General features: G+C 70.3%; 18 protein-coding genes and 1 tRNA gene. 8 read left to right on the plus strand and 11 right to left on the minus strand.

Annotation, left to right across the window (positions count from 1 at the left end):
• The first annotated feature begins 17 nt into the window (after positions 1-17).
• From RM704_RS29630 to RM704_RS29650, 5 genes are all read left to right on the plus strand, one after another.
• Positions 18-836 carry a trans-aconitate 2-methyltransferase gene (locus tag RM704_RS29630; protein ID WP_033524925.1) on the plus strand — a complete coding sequence of 273 codons (819 nt, stop codon included), beginning with the start codon at positions 18-20 and terminating at the stop codon, positions 834-836.
• The gene (locus tag RM704_RS29635; protein WP_033524917.1) at positions 833-1,192 is read left to right on the plus strand and encodes a VOC family protein; all 360 of its coding nucleotides are present in this window, start codon (positions 833-835) and stop codon (positions 1,190-1,192) included. Before RM704_RS29630 ends, RM704_RS29635 begins: the two co-directional genes overlap by 4 nt.
• Positions 1,193-1,346: 154 nt before the next feature.
• Positions 1,347-2,708 carry an MFS transporter gene (locus RM704_RS29640; protein ID WP_033524916.1) on the plus strand — a complete coding sequence of 454 codons (1,362 nt, stop codon included), beginning with the start codon at positions 1,347-1,349 and terminating at the stop codon, positions 2,706-2,708.
• A gap of 107 nt (positions 2,709-2,815) precedes the next feature.
• Positions 2,816-3,682: a PaaX family transcriptional regulator gene (locus RM704_RS29645; protein WP_033524915.1), complete on the plus strand. Its 867-nt coding sequence runs from the start codon at positions 2,816-2,818 to the stop codon at positions 3,680-3,682.
• 471 nt (positions 3,683-4,153) lie between these two features.
• The gene (locus RM704_RS29650; RefSeq protein WP_033524914.1) at positions 4,154-6,259 is read left to right on the plus strand and encodes a glycosyltransferase family 4 protein; all 2,106 of its coding nucleotides are present in this window, start codon (positions 4,154-4,156) and stop codon (positions 6,257-6,259) included.
• A gap of 135 nt (positions 6,260-6,394) precedes the next feature.
• Here RM704_RS29650 and RM704_RS29655 read toward each other — a convergent pair whose 3' ends face one another.
• Positions 6,395-7,072 carry a TetR/AcrR family transcriptional regulator gene (locus RM704_RS29655; protein WP_033524913.1) on the minus strand — a complete coding sequence of 226 codons (678 nt, stop codon included), beginning with the start codon at positions 7,070-7,072 and terminating at the stop codon, positions 6,395-6,397.
• Positions 7,069-8,100 (minus strand): acyl-CoA desaturase, encoded by a 1,032-nt coding sequence (locus RM704_RS29660; protein WP_033524912.1) that lies wholly within the window; start codon positions 8,098-8,100, stop codon positions 7,069-7,071. The genes RM704_RS29655 and RM704_RS29660 overlap by 4 nt, the downstream gene beginning before the upstream one ends.
• A gap of 381 nt (positions 8,101-8,481) precedes the next feature.
• Between RM704_RS29660 and ppc the strand changes: the two genes are divergently transcribed.
• Entirely contained in the window at positions 8,482-11,214 is a 2,733-nt protein-coding gene (gene ppc, locus RM704_RS29665) for a phosphoenolpyruvate carboxylase (protein ID WP_033524911.1), read from the plus strand.
• A gap of 120 nt (positions 11,215-11,334) precedes the next feature.
• On the opposite strand, the gene RM704_RS29670 is transcribed toward ppc, so the two are convergent.
• From RM704_RS29670 to RM704_RS29700, 7 genes are all read right to left on the minus strand, one after another.
• Positions 11,335-11,868 carry a hypothetical protein gene (locus RM704_RS29670; RefSeq protein ID WP_033524910.1) on the minus strand — a complete coding sequence of 178 codons (534 nt, stop codon included), beginning with the start codon at positions 11,866-11,868 and terminating at the stop codon, positions 11,335-11,337.
• An 80-nt stretch (positions 11,869-11,948) separates the two neighbouring features.
• The gene (gene pth / locus RM704_RS29675; protein WP_033524909.1) at positions 11,949-12,551 is read right to left on the minus strand and encodes an aminoacyl-tRNA hydrolase; all 603 of its coding nucleotides are present in this window, start codon (positions 12,549-12,551) and stop codon (positions 11,949-11,951) included.
• 74 nt (positions 12,552-12,625) lie between these two features.
• The gene (locus RM704_RS29680) at positions 12,626-13,219 is read right to left on the minus strand and encodes a 50S ribosomal protein L25/general stress protein Ctc (protein ID WP_033524908.1); all 594 of its coding nucleotides are present in this window, start codon (positions 13,217-13,219) and stop codon (positions 12,626-12,628) included.
• Positions 13,220-13,416: 197 nt separating this feature from the next.
• Positions 13,417-14,391: a ribose-phosphate diphosphokinase gene (locus RM704_RS29685; protein ID WP_033524907.1), complete on the minus strand. Its 975-nt coding sequence runs from the start codon at positions 14,389-14,391 to the stop codon at positions 13,417-13,419.
• Between the two features lie 110 nt (positions 14,392-14,501).
• The gene (glmU, locus tag RM704_RS29690) at positions 14,502-15,950 is read right to left on the minus strand and encodes a bifunctional UDP-N-acetylglucosamine diphosphorylase/glucosamine-1-phosphate N-acetyltransferase GlmU (RefSeq protein WP_078936909.1); all 1,449 of its coding nucleotides are present in this window, start codon (positions 15,948-15,950) and stop codon (positions 14,502-14,504) included.
• A 133-nt stretch (positions 15,951-16,083) separates the two neighbouring features.
• Positions 16,084-16,157: transfer RNA gene (locus RM704_RS29695), tRNA-Gln, on the minus strand.
• Positions 16,158-16,168: 11 nt separating this feature from the next.
• On the minus strand, positions 16,169-17,041 hold the full coding sequence (locus tag RM704_RS29700) for a hypothetical protein (RefSeq protein ID WP_033524905.1): 873 nt from the start codon (positions 17,039-17,041) through the stop codon (positions 16,169-16,171).
• 168 nt (positions 17,042-17,209) lie between these two features.
• On the opposite strand from RM704_RS29700, the gene RM704_RS29705 reads away from it, so the two are divergent.
• Entirely contained in the window at positions 17,210-18,565 is a 1,356-nt protein-coding gene (locus tag RM704_RS29705) for a sensor histidine kinase (protein ID WP_033524904.1), read from the plus strand.
• Positions 18,566-18,677: 112 nt separating this feature from the next.
• On the opposite strand, the gene RM704_RS29710 is transcribed toward RM704_RS29705, so the two are convergent.
• Together RM704_RS29710 and RM704_RS29715 are read right to left on the minus strand one after the other, a co-directional pair.
• Positions 18,678-19,172 (minus strand): SUKH-3 domain-containing protein, encoded by a 495-nt coding sequence (locus RM704_RS29710; protein ID WP_033524903.1) that lies wholly within the window; start codon positions 19,170-19,172, stop codon positions 18,678-18,680.
• A 143-nt stretch (positions 19,173-19,315) separates the two neighbouring features.
• A complete protein-coding gene (locus RM704_RS29715; RefSeq protein WP_078936908.1) occupies positions 19,316-19,816 on the minus strand; it encodes a YwqJ-related putative deaminase in 501 nt (166 codons plus the stop codon).
• 324 nt (positions 19,817-20,140) lie between these two features.
• Between RM704_RS29715 and RM704_RS29720 the strand changes: the two genes are divergently transcribed.
• On the plus strand, positions 20,141-21,127 hold the full coding sequence (locus RM704_RS29720) for an SMI1/KNR4 family protein (RefSeq protein WP_033524901.1): 987 nt from the start codon (positions 20,141-20,143) through the stop codon (positions 21,125-21,127).
• Positions 21,128-21,130: the final 3 nt, after the last annotated feature.

Below are 21,130 nucleotides of genomic sequence, written 5' to 3' on the forward strand. Positions count from 1 at the left end.
ACGAGGAGGACGTCCCCATGCCCGCCACCAGCCCCACCTGGGACCCCCAGCAGTACCTGCGGCACGCCGGTCACCGCGCCCGTGCCTTCGTGGACCTGCTCGCCCACATCCCCGACCCGCCCGCCGCGCACCCCCGCGTCGCCGACCTCGGCTGCGGCCCCGGCAACGTCACCCGGCTCCTCGCCGACCGCTGGCCCACCGCGCGCATCACCGGGTACGACAACTCGCCGGAGATGCTCGACCGGGCCAGGGCCGACCACGAGGGGCCCACCCCGGGCGGCGGCAGCCTCGACTTCGCCGCCGCCGACGTCCGTACCTGGGCGCCCCCGGAGCCGTACGACCTGATCGTCGCCAACGCCACGTTCCAGTGGGTGCCCGGGCATCTCGACCGCTTCCCCGTCTGGGTCGACGCCCTGGCGCCCGGCGGCACCTTCGCCTTCCAGGTCCCCGGGAACTTCGACTCGCCCAGCCACCGCCTCATGCGCGAACTGGCGCACTCCGCCCGCTGGAGGAGCCGCCTCGGCGTCACCCTCCGCCACGCCGACGCGGTCCACACCCCCGTCGAGTACCACGCCGCCCTCGCCGACCTCGGCTGCGAGGTCGACGCCTGGGAGACGACGTACGTCCACCTCCTCCAGGGCGAGGATCCGGTGCTCGACTGGGTCAGGGGGACGGGCCTGCGCCCGATCCTCACCGAACTGGGCGCGGAGGCGGACCCCTTCGTCGCCGAGTACCGCACGGCCCTCCGTGCGGCGTATCCGGCCACCGCCCACGGCACCCCGTTCCCGTTCCGCCGCATCTTCACCGTCGCCCACAAGCCGGAGACCAGCCGATGATCACCGCCGTCGACCATGTCCTGCTCGCCGCACCGCCCGGCACGGAGGGCCGGCTGCGGGCGTACTACGTCGGCGTTCTCGGGATGGCGGAGATCCAGAAGCCGCCCGCGCTCGCCGTGCGGGGAGGGTGCTGGTTCGCGGCGGGGGACGTGCTGTTGCACCTCGGGGCGGAGGCGGATTTCCGGCCGCCGAGGAAGGCCCACCCCGGGCTGCGGGTGCGGGGCATCGACGCGTTCGCCGCCCGGCTGGCCGGGCGTGGGGCCGTCGTCATCTGGGACGACGGCCTGCCCGGGCACCGGCGGTTCTACTCCGAGGACCCGGTGGGAAATCGGCTGGAGTTCCTGGAGCAGGTCTGACCCGCTTCGTCCAGGTCTGAGCCCTCAGGGACGACGGGGTTCTCGCGGGGCGAGGCGGCCACTCGAAGTTGTGCAGAATATTGACGGCGGGCGAATGTGCGCCTACCTTCGCGGTGTCCCTCCCTCGTTCCCCCTCAGCTCCAGGGAGACCCACATGTCCCCGTCCCCCCTCCCCAACCCCGCCGAGCAGGCCGAACAGGCCCTGCGGACAAGGCAGTTGCGTCGTGTGGCGCTGTCCGGGCTGCTCGGTACCGCTGTCGAGTTCTACGACTTCCTCGTCTACGGAACGGTCGCCGCGCTGGTGTTCGGCGAGCTGTTCTTCCCCGGTGCGGATCCCGCCGTGGGCACGATCGCCGCGTTCGGCACGTTCGCCGCCGGATACGTCGCCCGTCCGCTGGGCGGGATCGTGTTCGGGCACTTCGGCGACCGGCTCGGCCGCAAGTCGATGCTGCTGCTGACCATGGGGCTGATGGGTGGCGCCAGCTTCCTCATCGGCCTGCTGCCCACCTACGAGACCATCGGCGTGTGGGCGCCCGTCCTGCTGATCACCCTGCGGGTGCTGCAGGGCATCGCCATCGGCGGCGAGTGGGGCGGCGCCACGCTGATGGTCGTCGAACACGCCGGCGAACGGCGACGCGGGCTGTGGTCCAGCTTCACGCAGATGGGAGCACCGCTGGGCTCCCTGCTGTCCTCGCTGGTGGTCACCATGGTCGTGGCGATGCCGCGCGAGCAGTTCGCCGCGTGGGGGTGGCGGGTGCCGTTCCTGCTGAGTGTGGTGCTGCTCGGAGTGGGGCTGTTCGTGCGGCTGCAGGTCGTGGAGAGCCCGCTGTTCACCCGCGTGAAGAAGGACCGGGGGCAGGCCCGGCTGCCGCTGCTGGAGGTCGTGCGCCGGCCCAGGGCGCTGGTCCTGGCGGCGTGCGTCGGCATCGGCGCGTTCACCGCGCAGTCGCTGCTGACCAGCTATCTGATCTCGTACGCGACGGGCATCGGGTACCCCCGGCCGCAGGTGCTCACCGCGCTGACGGTCTCCGCGGCGGTGGCGCTGGTGGTGCTGCCGTGCGCGTCGGCGCTCTCGGACCGGGTCGGGCGCCGCCCGGTGGTCCTGGCCGGTGCCGTCGCCTCGGCCGCCCTGGCCTTCCCCGTCCTGGCGCTGGTGGACTCCCGCTCACCGGGCCTGCTGATCCTCGCGGTCGTGCTGGGCCACGGCATCGCCCAGTCGGTGATGTACGGGCCGCTCGGGGCCCTGCTGACCGAGATGTTCGGCACGCGTGTCCGCTACACCGGGGCCTCGCTGGGCTACCAGCTCGCCACGCTGATCGGCGCCGGCTTCTCCCCCATGATCGCCGGAAGCCTGGTCGCCGCCAACGGCGGTTCCGGCACCCCGGTCGCCCTGCTGATCTGCGGCGGCGCCGCGATCACCGCCGTGACCGTGTGGTTCGTACGCGAGACGCACCAGGAGACGCTGGGCGAGGCGGCCGTCCCCGCAGGTGCCAGGAAGCAAGAGGTGGCCTCCTGACGGGTGTCGCCACACCCTGCATGCGCCGTGAACTCCGGTCGAGAGGGGGCGGGGGCCGCGGCCCCCGCCCCCTGACCGGCTCCTGGCAACCCCCGTACTCTTGCGCTGTGGAGGACGAGATCCTGGACGCCGAGGTCGTCGACGTGCCGCAGCCGCGGCCGCAGTCGTTGGTGCTCGCCTTCTTCGGCAACCACGTGCTGGACCGGGGTGAGAGCGGCCTCGGGGCGTACTCGGGCAGCATCATCGACGTACTCGGGCGCGTCGGCACGGGCGAGCAGGCCGTGCGGTCGACGCTCACACGGATGGTCAACCGGGGGCTGCTGCGGCGCCAGCGCGAGGGCCGGCGGATGTTCTTCGGCCTCACCCCGCACGCGGAGGACATCCTGCGCGACGGCGGCCAGCGCATCTGGCGCGACGGCGCGGTGAACGAGGACTGGGACGGCACCTGGACCCTCCTCGGCTTCTCCCTCCCCGAGTCCTGGCAGCGCCAGCGGCACGACCTGCGCTCCCGGCTCACCTGGTCCGGGTTCGGCGCCCTCTACAGCGGGCTCTGGATCGCCCCCGGGCGGGTGGACGTCCGGGGGATCGTCTCCGAGCTGGGCCTGGACGCGCATGTGAAGGTGTTCCACGCGCAGGCCGACGAGTTCACCGACATCGGCCTGATGATCCGCGAGAGCTGGGACCTGGAGACGCTCGCCGCGGGGTACGTCGCCTTCGACAAGCGGTGGACCACGGCCGAGGTCGCCGAGGCCGACCCGATCGCCACCCGGCTGCGTCTCGTCGCCGAGTGGCTGCGCGTCATCCGTACCGACCCGCGCCTGCCCGTGCAGCATCTGCCGGCCGAGTGGCCCGCGCGGCAGGCCCAGGACACCTTCCGGCGCATCGCCGAGCAGACGGCGGGACCGGCCGGACGGATGGCGGCGGACGTTCTGGAAACGACCCCGCTGCGGCCCGCTTCCTTCGAAATTCCGTAGCCGAAACGGAGTTTTGCATTCCGTGCGGCGTGCCGTCTCCCGGTGCTTCTGCGGTGCTTGCCGATGCCTCTGCCGCGGGTGTGGCTGATATTGTTCTTGGTCTTTCCTTTGTCATGGATATATTCTCGGTTCACTTTTTGTTGTCTCCCGCCGGCTGTTCGGGGAAGCGGGAGTTCGTGCTGTGACCAGGGGGGATCTGGGCCAGTGAGTATCTGTTGAGCCGCTCGGCGCGCTTGTCCGGATTTGTGACGTGTGCCACATAGGCTTTTTGTCGTCCGGTCGGGATTTCTGCTCGCGTATCTCTGCGCGGATTCCCCGATCGGCCGATTTCCGCTGCGCCGAATCATTCATTTCTTGATTGTCGACCACGTATCGCGTATATAGCCGTGCCCGTGCGCAGCCCCTGCCTGACCGCCAGGGGGTGCGGGCGCGATGCCGTCCGCGCTCGGGCGGTTTCCAGGGGGAAAACATATGAAGATCGCATTCCTGATCAACAACGCCTTCGGTATCGGCGGCACGATCCGCTCGACCGCCAACCTGTCCGCCGCGTTCGCCGACCGGCACGACGTGGAGGTCGTCAGTGTCCACCGTTCCCGCGACGAACCGGCCCTCCCGTTCGACCCGCGCGTCCGTCTGACCTCGCTGATCGACCTGCGCGAAGGCAGCCCCGGATTCGAGGGTGACCACCCGCTGACCCAGCGGCCCGGCACGATGTTCCCGTACACCGGGGCCACCGGGAACATGCCCTACACCGGGCTCCAGGACGAACGCATCGGCGCCTTCCTCGCCGATACCCGGTCCGACGTCGTCATCGCCACCCGCCCCGACCTCAACGGCTATCTCGCCCGCGACGGCCGGCGCCGCTATCTGCGGGTCGGCCAGGAGCACCTCAGCCTCGACCAGTACCGGGAGCCGCTGCGCGGCGACCAGAACCGGGCGATCGGCGGACTCGACGCCTACGTCACCGTCTCCGAGGCCGACGCCGCCCAGTACCGCGCCGCCCTGCCCGACGTCGGCACCACCATCGTGTGCGTCCCCAACGGGGTCCGGGCCCCCGCCGTCGAACGGTCCACCCTGGACTCCCGGGTCATCGTCGCCGCGGGCCGGCTCATCCCCATCAAGCGGTACGACCGGCTGGTGAACGCCTTCGCCAAGGTCGCCGCCGACCACCCCGGCTGGACCCTGCGGATCTACGGACGCGGCCCGCAGAAGGAGAACCTGCGCGAGCTGATCGACCGGCTCGGGCTGCACGACCGGGTGTTCCTCATGGGAGCGGTCTCCCCGATCGAGACCGAATGGGCCAAGGGCGCCGTCGCCGCCGTCTCCTCCGACATGGAGTCCTTCGGCATGACCATCGTCGAGGCCATGCACTGCGGCGTCCCGGTCGTCGCCACGGACTGCCCGCACGGCCCCGGCGAGATCATCACCCACGGCCAGGACGGCCTCCTCGTCCCGCTCGACGGGGACGTCGACGCCTACGCCGACGCGCTGAACCGCGTCGTCTCCGACGAGGCCCTGCGGGAACGGCTCGGCAAAGCGGCCCTCACGAAGGCCGAGACCTACGCCCCCGCTGTCATCGCCCACCGCTACGAGACCCTCTTCGAGGAGCTCTCCAGGTCCCGGCGCCGCAGATGGGAAGGGGGCGCCGCCCGGCTGAAACGGCTCGCCGCCCTCGCCGTACGGCCCCGCCCCACGAAGGCCGCCCCCGCCGCCGAGGCCGACGGGAGCGCTCCCACGCCCACCGCGCACGCCCGCGCCACCGGCGACGGCGGCCTCACCGTCCTCCTCGACCCGGCCGAGCTGCCCTCCGGGCCCCTCGACTTCGTCGCCCGGCTGCGCCGCGACCCCGGCAAGCGGCAGGCGAGGGTGCCGCTGCTGCCGAGCGCCGACGCCCCGGACACCGTGGTGCGCGCGACCCTCCACCCCGCCGAGCACACCCTGGCCGAGGGCCGCTGGGACTGCTACGTCGCGCCGCGCGGCACGAACAAGCGGGTACGGCTGAGCGCACGGCTGGTGGAACAGGCCGCACTGGTCGGACGGCCCCCGCGGGTCGACCGGCGAGGGGTCGGGGTGTGGATCCCGTACCCGACCGTCGACGGGTTCCTCGCGCTGCGGACGTGGCTGCGGCCCGCGCACGCCGAGATCGACGCCGTCGAGGTGGGGGAGGGAGCGGTGACCGTGACCGGGACGGTTCTCGGGGACGCCGAGTCCGTGACCGCCGCCGTCGCGGAGGGTGCCGTGGTGCGTGTGGCGTCCCGGGTCGACAGCGCGTACGACTTCACCGTGGCCGCCTGGGCCGTGGGGGAGCGGGGGTTCCGGTTCACCGTCCCGTACGGCGAGCTCATGGCTCGGCGGAGCGTCGAGCACGATCTGTGGGATCTGCGGCTGGGGGACGGGCAGTCCGGGGACGTGCCCGTGGGCCGGATCGGGGGTGACGTGGTGGAGCGGCGGAAGACCGATCTGGTACCCGGTCAGGTGTTCGAGCATGGTGAGCGGGGGAGGACGCGGGTGCGGCCGTACTTCACCGTGAACAACGAGCTGGCGCTCAGTGCGAAGGACGTGGGCGAGGGCGCCTAGGAGCTCGGGGGTGCGGGTGAGTCGGCGGGTGCGGGTGGTTCGTGGTTGCTCGCGCAGTTCCCCGCGCCCCTTCAGGGGCGCGGGGAACTGCGCGAGAAGCCCCACGCACCCCCACCCGACCACGCACCCCCGAGCTCAACTCTTCCGGTGGCCGATCAGCCGCGGCTTCTGGTTGAGGCCGTCCAGGCCGTGCCACGCCAGGTTCACCAGATGCGCCGCCACCTCCGCCTTCTTCGGCCGGCGGACATCCAGCCACCACTGGCCGGTCAGGGCGACCATGCCGACCAGCGCCTGCGCGTACAGCGGCGCGAGCTTCGGGTCGAAGCCGCGGCTCTTGAACTCGCGGCCGAGGATGTCCTCCACCTGAGTGGCGATGTCGGAGATCAGCGACGCGAAGGAACCCGTGGACTGCGGGATCGGGGAGTCGCGGACCAGGATGCGGAAACCGTCCGTGTACTCCTCGATGAAGTCGAGGAGCGCGAACGCGGCCTGTTCGAGCAGTTCACGCGGGTGCCCGGCCGTCAGCGAGCTGGTCACCATGTCCAGCAACCGGCTCATCTCACGGTCCACCACCACCGCGTACAGCCCTTCCTTGCCGCCGAAGTGCTCGTACACCACCGGCTTGGACACCCCGGCCTTCGCCGCGATCTCCTCCACCGACGTGGCCTCGAAGCCCTTGGCGGCGAACAGCGCGCGCCCGACCTCCAGCAGCTGCGCACGGCGCTCGGCGCCCGTCATCCGGGTGCGGCGCACACGCCGCGGCTTGTCGTTGCTCGGGGTGCTGCTGGAGTCGGTCGCCACGGCGTCAATCATGCCGCCTCGGCGGGCGCCTTCCGCTGCCGGGAGCCGTCCTCACCCATGTTGCGCCTGGAATCGATACGCGAGCGTGACGGCCAGCGGACGTCGTACGCCCAGCCGAACACCTCGAACCACCGGATCAGCCGTGCGGAGGAGTCCAACTGGCCGCGCTCCACCCCGTGCCGTGCGGAGGTGGGGTCGGCGTGGTGGAGGTTGTGCCACGACTCGCCGCAGGAGAGGACCGCCAGCCACCAGACGTTGCCCGAGCGGTCGCGGGACTTGAAGGGGCGCTTGCCGACCGCGTGGCAGATCGAGTTGATCGACCAGGTCACGTGGTGCAGCAGGGCCACCCGGACGAGCGAGCCCCAGAAGAACCCGGTGAACGCGCCCCACCACGACATCGTCACCAGCCCGCCGATCAGCGGCGGAAGCGCGAGGGAGAGGGCCGTCCAGAAGATGAACTGGCGGGAGACCGCCCGGAGCGCCGGGTCCTTGATCAGGTCCGGTGCGTACTTCTCCTGCGAGGTCTGCTCCTCGTCGAACATCCAGCCGATGTGGGCCCACCACAGGCCCTTCAGCAGGGCGGGGAGCGTGTCGCCGTAGCGCCACGGCGAGTGCGGGTCGCCCTCGGCGTCGGAGAACCTGTGGTGCTTGCGGTGGTCGGCCACCCAGCGCACCAGCGGACCCTCGACCGCCATCGAGCCGGCGATCGCCAGGGCGATCTTCAACGGGCGCTTGGCCTTGAACGAACCGTGCGTGAAGTGCCGGTGGAAACCGATCGTGATGCCGTGGCAGCCGAGGTAGTAGAAGAACACCAGCAGGCCGAGATCCAGCCAGCTCACGCCCCAGCCCCAGGCCAGCGGCACCGCCGCGAGGAGCGCGAGGAAGGGGACGGTGATGAAGAGGAGCAGGGTGATCTGCTCGATCGAACGCTTCTGCTCGCCGCCCAGCGTGGCCGACGAGGTGGGGGAGTCGGTCGCTGCGGAGTCTGGAGAACCGGTCACATTCGGTGCGTCTTCGATCACATCGGACCTTGAGCTCATGGGGCGTCCCCTGGGGGGTCGAGGGTGGAGAGCGGGGGAGATGCCTGCGGCAACAGCGTGCGGGAGAGACCTGTCGGCTCTCCCTACGGTTCCGTAACCTACGGCATCGTAAGTATGGCAGCGCGGTGCCGGGCGGCAAGGGCCCGCCGGTCTGCGCGTCCAGGTGTAACGGGTGGGCTCGGTGGACAGGTGGCACTCAGTGCCGCAAAAGTGGCACCTGTCGCCGAGGGCGCCCAGGTGGACGCCTATCCTGGACTCGTTCGGACAGCGCGGTCCGCTCTGAATCCTGCCCGGCCGCCGAGCCGACACCGCGGCCCAGACCGCCGGGCCCCCACCCGGGTTCCCCTCAGCCGAGCTTCAACACTGCAAGGAGCCGCACCTGTGAGCAGTGCCGACGACCAGACCACCACGGTCAGCAGCGAGCTGCGCGCCGACATCCGGCGCCTGGGTGACCTACTGGGCGAGACCCTCGTACGACAGGAGGGCCCCGAACTCCTGGAACTCGTCGAGCGCGTCCGCCGCCTGACCCGCGAGGACGGTGAAGCCGCCGCCGACCTGCTGCGCGGCACCGAACTGGAGACCGCCGCCAAGCTGGTCCGGGCCTTCTCCACCTACTTCCACCTGGCCAACGTCACCGAACAGGTGCACCGAGGCCGCGAGCTGAGGGCACGGCGTGCCGCCGAGGGAGGTCTCCTCTCCCGTACGGCCGATCGCCTGAAGGACGCCGACCCCGACCACCTGCGCGAGACCGTCCGGAACCTCAACGTCCGCCCCGTCTTCACCGCCCACCCCACCGAGGCCGCACGCCGGTCGGTCCTCAACAAGCTCCGGCGCATCGCCGCGCTGCTGGAGACCCCGGTCATCGAGTCCGACCGCCGCCGCTACGACACCCGGCTCGCCGAGAACATCGACCTGGTGTGGCAGACCGACGAACTCCGGGTCGTCCGCCCCGAGCCCGCCGACGAGGCCCGCAACGCCATCTACTACCTCGACGAGCTGCACGCGGGCGCCGTCGGCGACGTCCTGGAGGACCTGACCGCCGAACTGGAACGCGTCGGCGTCACCATCCCCGACGCCACCCGCCCCCTCACCTTCGGCACCTGGATCGGCGGCGACCGCGACGGCAACCCCAACGTCACCCCCCAGGTGACCTGGGACGTCCTCATCCTCCAGCACGAGCACGGCATCAACGACGCCCTCGAACTCATCGACGAACTGCGCGGCTTCCTCTCCAACAGCATCCGCTACACGGGCGCGACCGAGGAACTGCTGACCTCCCTCCAGGCCGACCTGGAGGCCCTGCCCGAGATCAGCCCCCGCTACAAGCGCCTCAACGCCGAGGAGCCCTACCGGCTCAAGGCCACCTGCATCCGGCAGAAGCTGGAGAACACCAAGCAGCGCCTGGCCAAGGGCATCCCGCACGAGGACGGCCGCGACTACCTCGGCACCGCCGAACTGCTGCGCGACCTCACCCTCATCCAGACCTCCCTGCGCGAACACCGCGGCGGACTCTTCGCCGACGGCCGGATGAACCGCACCATCCGCACCCTCTCCGCCTTCGGCCTCCAGCTCGCCACCATGGACGTCCGCGAACACGCCGACGCCCACCACCACGCCCTCGGCCAGCTCTTCGACCGACTCGGCGAGGAGTCCTGGCGCTACGAGGACATGCCCCGCGAGTACCGCCACAAGCTCCTCGCCCGCGAACTCAGGTCGAGGCGGCCCCTGGCCCCCACACCCGCACCGCTCGACGCCGCCGGAGCCAAGACCCTCGGCGTGTTCGAGACCGTCAAGAAGGCGCTCGCCGTCTTCGGCCCCGAGGTCATCGAGTCGTACATCATCTCGATGTGCCAGGGCGCCGACGACGTCTTCGCCGCCACGGTCCTCGCCCGCGAGGCCGGCCTCATCGACCTCCACGCCGGCTGGGCCAAGATCGGCATCGTCCCGCTGCTGGAGACCACCGACGAGCTCAAGGCCGCCGACACCATCCTCGAAGAGATGCTCGCCGACCCCTCCTACCGGCGACTCGTCGCCCTGCGCGGCGACGTCCAGGAGGTCATGCTCGGCTACTCCGACTCCTCCAAGTTCGGCGGCATCACCACCTCCCAGTGGGAGATCCACCGCGCGCAGCGCCGTCTGCGCGACGTCGCCCACCGCTACGGCGTACGCCTGCGGCTCTTCCACGGCCGCGGCGGCACCGTCGGCCGTGGCGGCGGCCCCTCCCACGACGCGATCCTCGCGCAGCCCTGGGGCACGCTGGAAGGCGAGATCAAGGTCACCGAACAGGGCGAGGTCATCTCCGACAAGTACCTCGTCCCCTCCCTGGCCCGCGAGAACCTGGAACTGACGGTCGCCGCCACCCTCCAGGCCTCCGCCCTGCACACCGCGCCCCGCCAGTCCGAGGACGCCCTGGCCCGCTGGGACGCGGCCATGGACCGGGTGTCCGAGGCCGCCGAGGCCGCGTACCGCCGACTGGTCGACGACCCCGACCTCCCCGCGTACTTCTTCGCCTCCACCCCCGTGGACCAGCTCGCCGACCTGCACCTCGGATCCCGCCCGTCGCGCCGCCCCGACTCCGGCGCCGGCCTCGACGGACTGCGGGCCATCCCGTGGGTCTTCGGCTGGACCCAGTCACGGCAGATCGTGCCCGGCTGGTTCGGCGTCGGCTCCGGCCTGAAGGCGCTGCGCGAAGCGGGCCTGGACACCGTGCTCGACGAGATGCACGAACAGTGGCACTTCTTCCGCAACTTCCTCTCCAACGTCGAGATGACGCTGGCCAAGACGGACCTGCGGATCGCCCAGCACTACGTCGACACCCTCGTCCCCGACGACCTCAAGCACGTCTTCGACACCATCCGCGCCGAACACGAGCTGACCGTCCGCGAGGTCCTGCGCATCACCGGCGAGGACAAGCTGCTCGACGCCAACCCCGTCCTCCAGCAGACCTTCTCCATCCGCGACGCCTACCTCGACCCGATCTCCTACCTCCAGGTCGCCCTCCTCAAGCGCCAGCGCGACGCCGCCGCCGCCGGGGAGGAAGCCGATCCGCTGCTGGCGCGGGCGCTGCTGCTCACGGTCAACGGGGTGGCGGCCGGGCTGCGCAACACGGGCTGACCACTTCGGAGGGTTCGTTCGCGGCTGACGGCCGGCGGGGGCCGGTCGCGCAGTTCCCCCCGCTTTCAGGGGCTCGGGGAACTGCGAGAAGCCCCACCGGCCGTCAGCCGACCATCCGCCTCACAGCGCCACCCACGCCGCCGTGATCAGCGCGACACCCATCCCGCCCAGCACCCACGCCGACCGCACCATCCGCAACCCACCCGCCACGACCACGGCGGCCAACAACAGCGCCCCACCGAGCGGCACCCAGGCATGCAGCAGGCCCGCAGGCCCCGTCCGTACGACATCGCTGCTGCCCGGCTTCACGACCACGGTGTACGTCTCACCCGTCTCCACCGCCACCGACCGCTCGATGTCGACCCGATCCCGGGACCGCGACCCCGTCGACACCGGCTCGTACGGACCCCAGCAGGTCTCACCCTGGCACCGGGACACGGTCATCGTGCCCTGCTCACGCCCCTTGCTCAGCATCACGTGCTGGGCGCAGCCCCAGGACCCCCACACCCCGGCGATCAGGATCACCACCGCGATCACACCCATGGCCGCCAGCCGCCCGTACCGCAGCGCGGCCGACGCGCCACCGCCGCTCGGGCGCGCACGGCGCCGCGAACGGTGAGCGGGGGCTTTGCGGTCAGGCATGGCGGGGATCATTGGCCATGGCACCGCAGTCGGTCAACTCCCGCAGGCCAGCGCGCGATGACGGACGAAACGGGATATGTACGTCGAACAGCTCAGGAGTTGTACGTCCCCTGCGCCCGCTCCAACCCCTCGATCACCAGACACTCCACCGCGTCCGCCGCCCGGTCCACGAAGTAGTCCAACTCCTTGCGCTCCGAGGCGGAGAAGTCCTTCAGCACGAAGTCCGCGACCTGCATCCGACCCGGCGGACGACCGATCCCGAACCGCACCCGGTGATAGTCCGACCCCATCGCCTTCGTCATCGACTTCAGCCCGTTGTGACCGTTGTCACCCCCGCCGAGCTTCAGCCGCAACATGCCGTAATCGATGTCCAACTCGTCATGGACCGCGACGATGTTCCCCACCGGCACCTTGTAGAAGTCCCGCAACGCGGTCACCGGCCCGCCCGACAGATTCATGTACGACATCGGCTTGGCCAGGATCACCCGACGATTCCCAGGACCCGGCGGCCCGATCCGCCCCTCGACCACCTGCGCCTGCGCCTTCCCGGCCCGCTTGAACCTCCCCCCGATCCGCTCGGCCAGCAGATCGGCCACCATGAACCCCACGTTGTGCCGGTTCGCCGAGTACTCGGGCCCGGGATTGCCCAGCCCGGCGATCAGCCACGGGGCACTCGGATCGGTCGTCACGTCCATGTCTCCTTGATACGCGCCAGCCGCCGCTCCCACGAGGGAAGCGGCGGCTGACGAACCGATGACAGAGCCGGGGCTCAGGCCTGCGCGGCCTCGTCGCCCTCGGCGGTCTCCTCCGACGGCTCCTCCGCCTGAGCGGCCAGGACCTGGAGAACGACGGTCTCCCCGTCGACGCCCAGCTTGGTGCCCGACGGCAGCGGGATGTCCTTGGCGAGGACGGAGTCACCAGCCGCCAGACCCTCGACGGACACCGTGACCGACTCGGGGATGTGGGTGGCCTCGGCCTCGACCGGCAGCGCGTTCAGGACGTGCTCCAGCAGGTTGCCACCCGGGGCCAGCTCACCCTCGGTGTGCACGAAGATCTCGACGTTGACCTTCTCGCCACGCTGGACCAGCTGCAGGTCCACGTGCTCCAGGAAACCCTTGATCGGGTCACGCTGCACGGACTTCGGGATCGCCAGCTCGCTGGTCTTGCCGTCGATGTCCAGCGAGATCAGGACGTTCGGCGTACGCAGCGCCAGCAGCAGGTCGTGACCCGGCAGCGTCAGGTGCAGCGGGTCGGAACCGTGACCGTAGAGAACACCGGGAACCTTCGAGTCACGACGGATACGGCGGGCGGCACCCTTGCCGAACTCGGTGCGCGTCGACGCGGTGAGCTTCACCTCGGACATGATCACTCCTCGTACATAGGAACGGACGTGGTCACCCGGCCACGAACGGCCTGCTACGAAGAGCGCGTCGATAACGGACAGCCGCACCACCGTCCTGAGACGGAAACGCGTACGGCCTCCCTCGCCGAGCAACTCGCGCAGTCTACTCGGAGAGAAAGGCCGTACCCAAAACGATCTCCGGCCGGCGCCGGCGACCCCTAGTGCTCGTCGAAGAGGCTCGTCACCGAACCGTCCTCGAACACCTCACGCACCGCGCTCGCGATCGTCGGCGCGATCGACAGCACCGTGATCTTGTCCAGCTCCAGCTCACCCGGGGTCGGCAGCGAGTCCGTGAACACGAACTCACTCACCTTCGAGTTCTTCAGCCGATCCGCCGCCGGACCCGACAGCACACCGTGCGTCGCCGTCACGATGACATCCTCCGCACCGTGCGCGAACAACGCGTCCGCCGCCGCGCAGATGGTGCCACCGGTGTCGATCATGTCGTCCACCAGGACACACACCCGACCCTTGACCTCACCCACGACCTCATGGACGGTCACCTGGTTCGCCACGTCCTTGTCACGCCGCTTGTGCACGATGGCGAGCGGCGCGCCCAGACGGTCACACCAACGGTCCGCCACCCGCACCCGGCCCGCGTCCGGCGAGACCACCGTCAGCTTGTTCCGGTCCACCTTCGCACCCACGTAGTCCGCGAGCAGCGGCAGCGCGAACAGATGATCCACGGGCCCGTCGAAGAAGCCCTGGATCTGGTCCGTGTGCAGATCCACGGCCAGGATCCGGTCCGCGCCCGCCGTCTTCATCATGTCCGCGACCAGACGCGCCGAGATCGGTTCACGACCACGGTGCTTCTTGTCCTGCCGCGCGTAACCGTAGAACGGCACGATGACGGTGATCGAGCGGGCCGACGCACGCTTCAACGCGTCGATCATGATCAACTGCTCCATGATCCACTTGTTGATCGGAGCCGTGTGGCTCTGGATCAGGAAGCAGTCCGCACCACGTGCCGACTCCTCGTAGCGGACATAGATCTCACCGTTCGCGAAGTCGAAAGCCTTCGTCGGGACAACCCCGACACCCAACTGCTGGGCGATCTCCTCGGCAAGCTCGGGGTGGGCGCGGCCGGAGAAGAACATCATCTTCTTCTCGCCGGTCGTCTTGATCCCGGTCACAGCACAGTCTCCTCAGAGGTTCTCAGCCGGGCAGGCAGACATCGCAGGCTCAGCTGGGGTGCGGGTATGCACTTATCACGGTACGACGTCCTTGGCGCACCTGTTTCCAGTCAGCCTTCGCTCTCGCCCTCCGCAGACGCCGCCTCGGCAGCCTTCGCCGACGCGCTCCCCGGACGCTTACGAGCCACCCAACCCTCGATATTCCGCTGCTGGCCACGGGCCACAGCCAGCGAACCGGGCGGCACATCCTTCGTGATCACGGACCCGGCGGCGGTGTACGCGCCGTCCCCCACCGTGACAGGCGCCACAAACATGTTGTCCGAACCCGTCTTGCAGTGCGAGCCGACAGTCGTGTGGTGCTTGTTCTCACCGTCGTAGTTCACGAACACACTCGCCGCGCCGATGTTCGAGTACTCACCGATCGTCGCGTCACCGACGTACGACAGATGCGGGACCTTCGTCCCCTCGCCGATGTTCGCGTTCTTGGTCTCGACATACGTGCCGATCTTCGACTTCAGACCGAGCCGCGTGCCGGGACGCAAGTACGCGTACGGTCCCACCGTCGCCTGCGGCCCGACCTCGGCGCCGTCGGCGACGGTGTTGTCGACACGCGCGCCGGCCCCGACCGTCGTGTCCTTCAGCCGGGAGTTCGGCCCGACCTCGGCGCCCTCCGCGAGGTGCGTGGCCCCGAGCAGCTGGGTGCCGGGGTGGACGACGGCGTCCTGCTCGAACGTCACCGTGACGTCGACCCAGGTCGTGGCGGGATCGATCACGGTCACCCCGGCCAGCATCGCCCCGGTGAGCAGCCGGTCGTTCAGGATGCGGCGGGCCTCCGAGAGCTGCACACGGTTGTTGATCCCCGCGATCTCACGGTGGTCACCGGCGACGGAGGCACCGACCCGGTGCCCCGCCTCGCGCAGGATCCCCAGGACGTCCGTCAGGTACTCCTCGCCCTGGCTGTTGTCCGTCCTGACCTTCCCGAGGGCGTCCGCCAGCAGCTGGCCGTCGAACGCGAACACCCCGGAGTTGATCTCACGGATCGCGCGCTGCGACTCGGTCGCGTCCTTGTGCTCCACGATCGCGGTGACGGCACCGCTCGCCCCGTCACGCACGATCCGGCCGTAACCGGTGGCGTCCGGGACCTCGGCGGTCAGCACCGTCACGGCGTTGCCGTCGGCCGAGTGGGTGGCCGCGAGCGTCTGGAGGGTGGCGCCGGTGAGCAGCGGGGTGTCACCGCAGACGACGACCACGGTCCCGTCGACGACACCGCCCAGCTCCTCCAGGCCCATCCGTACGGCGTGCCCCGTGCCGTTCTGCTCCGCCTGGACCGCCGTACGTACACCGGGGTCGATCTCCGCGAGGTGCGCGGTGACCTTCTCGCGGGCGTGCCCCACGACGACGACCAGGTTCTCGGGGTCCAACTCGCGCGCGGCGGCGAGGACGTGGCCCACCAGGGAGCGGCCACAGATGCTGTGCAGAACCTTCGGTGTGGCCGACTTCATACGGGTGCCCTCACCCGCTGCTAGGACGACGACGGCTGCCGGGCGGGTTGCGCTCACGGGGATGCCCTTCGGCTGTGGGTGCGGTGGGGGTTGACATCCGCAGGATACCGGGGCGTTGTGCGGGGGAAATGTGAGCGGGTCCTGACCCGTGTTGCTGGGGTCAGGACCCGAACTGAGGTCTTGTGTGCCGTGGCTCCCGGAGAAGGATTCGAACCCTCATTCAACGGACCAAAACCGTTTGTCCTACCCTTAGACGATCCGGGATGGGTTGCGCGCTATGTCCGATTTCGTTGATCGGTTTCGCGCGCGGACACCACTATGCCGTACCAGGAGCCTTCGATGCGACGGTAAAGGTCGGCTCCCTGGAGGACCTTGATCGCCAGGCAGCCTCTGTAGGAGTCGCCGATGTTCTTCCGGGCCGTCTTCGGGTTGTGCTTCTTGATCGTTGTTTTGTTGAACGCAGACCGATCGGCGCCCACGAGTTCGGCCCAGTACTGTTCAGCGCCCCCTACGTCCGCGCTCTCGTGGATCATCACGTTGAATCGCAGGCGCTTGCGATCCACCCCCAGCAGGTCGAGCCATGCGAGGAAGACCTGGATCATGCCGGGGTCGCTGTTGACGAAGGTCACGTTCTCGCGGCGGTCGTACGGCTTGTCCTTGCTGCCCTCGGCCCAATAGAGGCCCACGCCCACCAGGAACAGTTCGCGCGGTGAGAGGTCGCCGATCGCTTGCTTGGCCGCCTCCTTGGTCTGCTGCCGTTCCTCGTCGCGGAGGCGGAGCTTCGCTTCCCAGCCCCGTCGGGCGATGGTTGCGGCCTCCTCGCGGGAGCGCGTGCGCTCGGGCTTCGGCAGGTCCCGCACCCATAGGGAGATTGAGCTCTTCGAGCAGCCCAGCTCCACCTGGATCCGGTCGTACGTCCAGCCCTGGAGGCGTAGCTCCCTCGCCCTTGCCTTGAGGTCGTCTTTCGCGTTGGGGCGCTTGGTCCATTCCGGGGGCGGCTCGCCTTCCAGGAGGCGGTTGAGGATGTCGTTGTTGTCGACGAGGAGCCGGTCGCGGATCTGGCGGCGGCTGAGGCCCTCGCGCCGCAGCGCGACCGCCCGCTCCCGCAGCCCCTCGAAATCGGCGTACTTGCTGTGTGGATGTGCCATGGGCATACCGTCCGGGTGGAATGCGGGGTTCCGGGATCGAACGGTGGGCGATTCAGCTGTTCGAGGGATACCGGGTGGTTTCGCTTCTGTTCGATTGTGGCGTGTGGTGTAGGCCAGTACGGGAAACTCGCCGGAAAAGCGGGGGCGCTCGAACGTAGGCTTGGGTGTATGACCACGACGGGGGAAGACCACACCGCTGCCGGGACGGGGGACAGTGCCGGGCCGTGGTGGTGGGAGCGGTGGCGGAGCGCCGCCCTCGACGGCGGGCTGGCGCTGGCGTCGGCCGTCGAGTGTTCGATCGAGGGCGTCGAGTTCGCCCGGAACGCCGCGTTGCCGGAGGCCGTGGGGGTCGTCTTCGGGGCGCTGGCCGGGTCCGTGCTGCTGGTGCGGCGGATGTGGCCCGTCGCGGTGGTGCTGGTCTTCATCGCTGTCGCGCCCGCTCAGATGGGGTATCTGATGGGGCTCGTCGGGCTGTACACGCTGGCGGCGTCGGAGGCGCCGAGGCGGATCATCGGGGCGTTGTCGGGGATGGCGTTCGCCGGTGTGTTCATCGTGTGGTTCGTGGAGGCGACGCGGAGCAATCTGCAGGGGGACGGGGCGGTCGGCGGCGGGGACGCGTTCGCCGTGTTCCTGGCGTCCACGATGGCGATCGGGCTGACCGCGCCGCCGGTGCTGCTGGGGCTGTATGTCGGGGCGCGGCGGCGGTTGATGGAGAGTCTGCGGGAGCGGGCGGATTCGCTGGAGCGGGAGTTGCAGCTGCTGGCGGAGCGGGCGGAGGAGCGGGCCGAGTGGGCTCGGGGGGAGGAGCGGACCCGGATCGCGCGGGAGATGCATGACGTCGTCGCGCATCGGGTGTCGTTGATGGTGGTGCACGCGGCCGCTCTTCAGGCGGTGGCGCGGAAGGACCCGGAGAAGGCTGTGCGGAACGCGGCGCTGGTGGGGGACATGGGGCGTCAGGCGTTGACCGAGTTGCGGGAGATGCTCGGGGTGCTGCGGTCGGGGGAGGGGTTCTCGTCGATGGCGGCGGTGCGGTCGGGGTCCGCGCCGGCGCCGGCGTCGGTGCCGTTGGCGGCGGTGGGCGCGGCGGCCGCGGCGGCGGCTTCGCGGGCCGAGGACGAGGCGGCGGAGGGTCCCTGTCTGGCCGAGCTGGAGGCGTTGGTGGGGCAGTCGGCGGCCGCGGGGATGGTCGTCGAGTTGTCGGTGGAGGGGGAGGTGCGGGTGTACGCGGCCGAGGTGGAGCAGACGGCGTACCGGGTGGTGCAGGAGGCGTTGACGAACGTCCACAAGCATGCGGCGGGGGCGAAGACGCGGGTGCGGTTGGCGCATCGGGCGGCGGAGATCGCGATGCAGGTGGAGAACGGTCCGCCGCCGGAGCCGGGGGCGGCGGGGGCCGCGCGGTTGCCCAGTGGGGGGAACGGGTTGCTCGGGATGAAGGAGCGGGTGGCCGAGCTGGGGGGTGTTTTCGTGTCCGGGCCCACGGATGCCGGGGGGTTTCGGGTGTCCGCGGTGATTCCGGCGGCGTAGACGTAGGGGGCGTGTGGCGCCGGGTGGCTGCCGGTGCCCCCTGAGTCGGTTCGGGTGCCCCAGCTGTCGGCTTCGGGTGCCCTCGCTCCCCGGCTTCGGTCGAGCGGGGGGCTCAGCCCGCTGTGAGGCGGGTCGGGGACGTGCCGGTCAGGAGGGTGGTGAGGGCTGTGTCGATGGTGGGGCCGAGGTACCAGTCGCCGGTGTGGTCGAGGGCGTAGGCGCGGCCCTCGGTGTCGATGGCGATGAGGGCGCGGGTGGCGGTCTCGTGGCCGAGGGGGCAGACCTCGGTGTCGAGGGCGCGGCCGAGGTCGCCGAGGGTGCGGGCCATGTGCAGGCCGTGCAGGGGGTCGAGGTGGAGGTCGGCGGGGGCGAGTCGGCGGCCGGGTCCCTGGGCGGTGAGGCGGAGTCCGCCGAATTCGGCCCAGGCTTCGACCGCGGCCGGGAAGACCGCGTGGCGGTGGCCGGCGGGGGAGGTGTGCTCGCGCAGGGCGTCGGCCCAGATCTCGGCCTGCTTTATGTCCCAGCGGCCCGGTTGCCATCCGGCGGCGCGCAGGGCGGCGTCGACGGGGACGGAGAAGCGCGTGGTGGAGGTGCGGTCTGTGTGCATCTGCCCTTTGTTCGTCGGTGGTGCGTAGGTCGTTTTCGTACGTGGTTCGTGGGTGGTTCGGTGGGTGGTTCGTGGGTGTTGCCGGCGGTGACCGGGCGGGTCCGGGTCGTGTTCTCTGACGTGTTCTTCGGGCGCCCGGGTTCCTAGTTCGCCTGGGTCGGGTCGACGATGCGGACGCCGAAGTGGGCGCTGAGGGCGGCGCAGGAGCGGCAGGGCGTGGCGAACGCGCCGTGCAGGGGGTCGCCGTCCTCGCGGATGTGCCGGGTGGTGAGCTTGGCCTGCTTGAGGACCTTGCGGGCCTCGCCGTTGGACATGGGTCTGCGGGCGGCGCGCCTGCTGCGGGCCGCGTCGGCGCCGGTGATGTGGCGGGAGATGAGGATGGCTTCGGCGCAGCGGCCGGTGAAGCGGTCTCGCCGGTCGGTGGCGAGGGAGTCGAGGAACTCCTGGACCAGGGGGTGCAGGGGCGGGGCCTGGTCGCCGCGGGCGGCGGTGCCGGTGAGGGTCTCGCCGCGTACGGAGAGGGCCGCGGCCACGGTGGGCAGGATGCCGTCGCGGCGGTGGAGGAGGGCGGGGGCGTGTGGCTGTTCGGCGGTGCTCCAGCCGATGCGGGGGTCGCCCGATGGTCCCGCCTGTGTCGCGCTCATGATCGTGATCCCCTCCTATTGCATCCCCCGCCAGGGGACACAGAGTGCCAAACGGCGTGGCCGGTGCGGAAGCTGGGGCAGTGCGACACGCCCGTTCTTCGGCGTTGCGTGAGGGTGGTGTGACGGCTGGTCACGGAAGCGGAGGCCCGATGACCGGTGTCGCCTTACCGCATAGGCTGTCGACAACCGCGATCCGTTCGGTCTTGCGATCGAGGGCGGACAGAACAGGCCGTACCAGGGCCTTTTCTGCTGTCGGGAAGCAGTACGTCACAGCAACAACGCAGCCAGAACAGGTCTCACAGAACGCCGCAGGGGGCTACCGCCATGACGACAGGTCGGCTCGGGCAGCAAGCCGCGCCGCCGAACGCGGCCTACGCCGGGCAGGTCGTGCAGTTTCCGGACCCGGTCCGGGCGGCGCGTCATCCGAGGGGTGTCCGTGTTGACGCGCACGGCTTTCCGGACTTCTCGCCCTACGCGCGCGCCGCGGCGGAGATCGCCGATCCCCCGGAGGGGTTCGGGGTGGACGAGCTGCGGTTGACGGACTACGTGTCCGCGAACGCGGCGCTGGCGGCGTCCGGACACGAATTGTGGGACACGATCCCGCCGGTGGCGACGCCGCACGGCTGGACGTGGCATCACGCGCCGGGTGGGCGGCGGCTGGAGCTGGTGCCGGTCGAGGTGAAGGCGCTGTTGCGGCATCACGGTGGTATCGCGACGGCGCGTGTGGACCAGCACAAGCGCGGGACGCGGCCGTTGCAGGAGACCCGGCCGGCGCATTTCGGGTTGCCGAAGTCGTCGGCGGTCGCGGTGACGGAGACGCAGGTGCAGGGGGTCGAGGAGGACCTCGGGTACCGGTTGCCGGGCGCGTACCGGTCGTTCCTGAAGGCGGCGGGCGGTTGTGCTCCCGTGGGGGCGGCGCTGGACGCGGAGTTGGGGTTGCTGGTCGATCAGCCGTTCTTCACGGTGCGGGACGAGGCCGCGGTCAACGACCTGGTGTATGTCAACAAGTGTCTGCGGGACCATCTCACCAAGGACTATCTGGCCGTGGCGTTCGCGCAGGGCGGGATCCTCGCGGTGAAGGTGAAGGGCGACCGGATCGGGTCGGTCTGGTTCTGCGCGTACGACGACGCCCGTGACGTCGATCCGTCGTGGTCGCCGGCCGCGCGGGTGGAGCGGTTGCTGCTCCCCGCCGGTGAGGACTTCGACGCGTTCCTGTCCCGGCTGGCGGGCAATCCGCCGGAACTGGAGACGGTGGCCAACCTGATGGTGGACGGTGGCTTCGCGCGTGCCGTGCCGGTCGCGGGGGAGTGAGTT

It is taken from the genome of Streptomyces gottesmaniae (genome assembly GCF_031845845.1).
Taxonomy (GTDB): domain Bacteria; phylum Actinomycetota; class Actinomycetes; order Streptomycetales; family Streptomycetaceae; genus Streptomyces; species Streptomyces akebiae.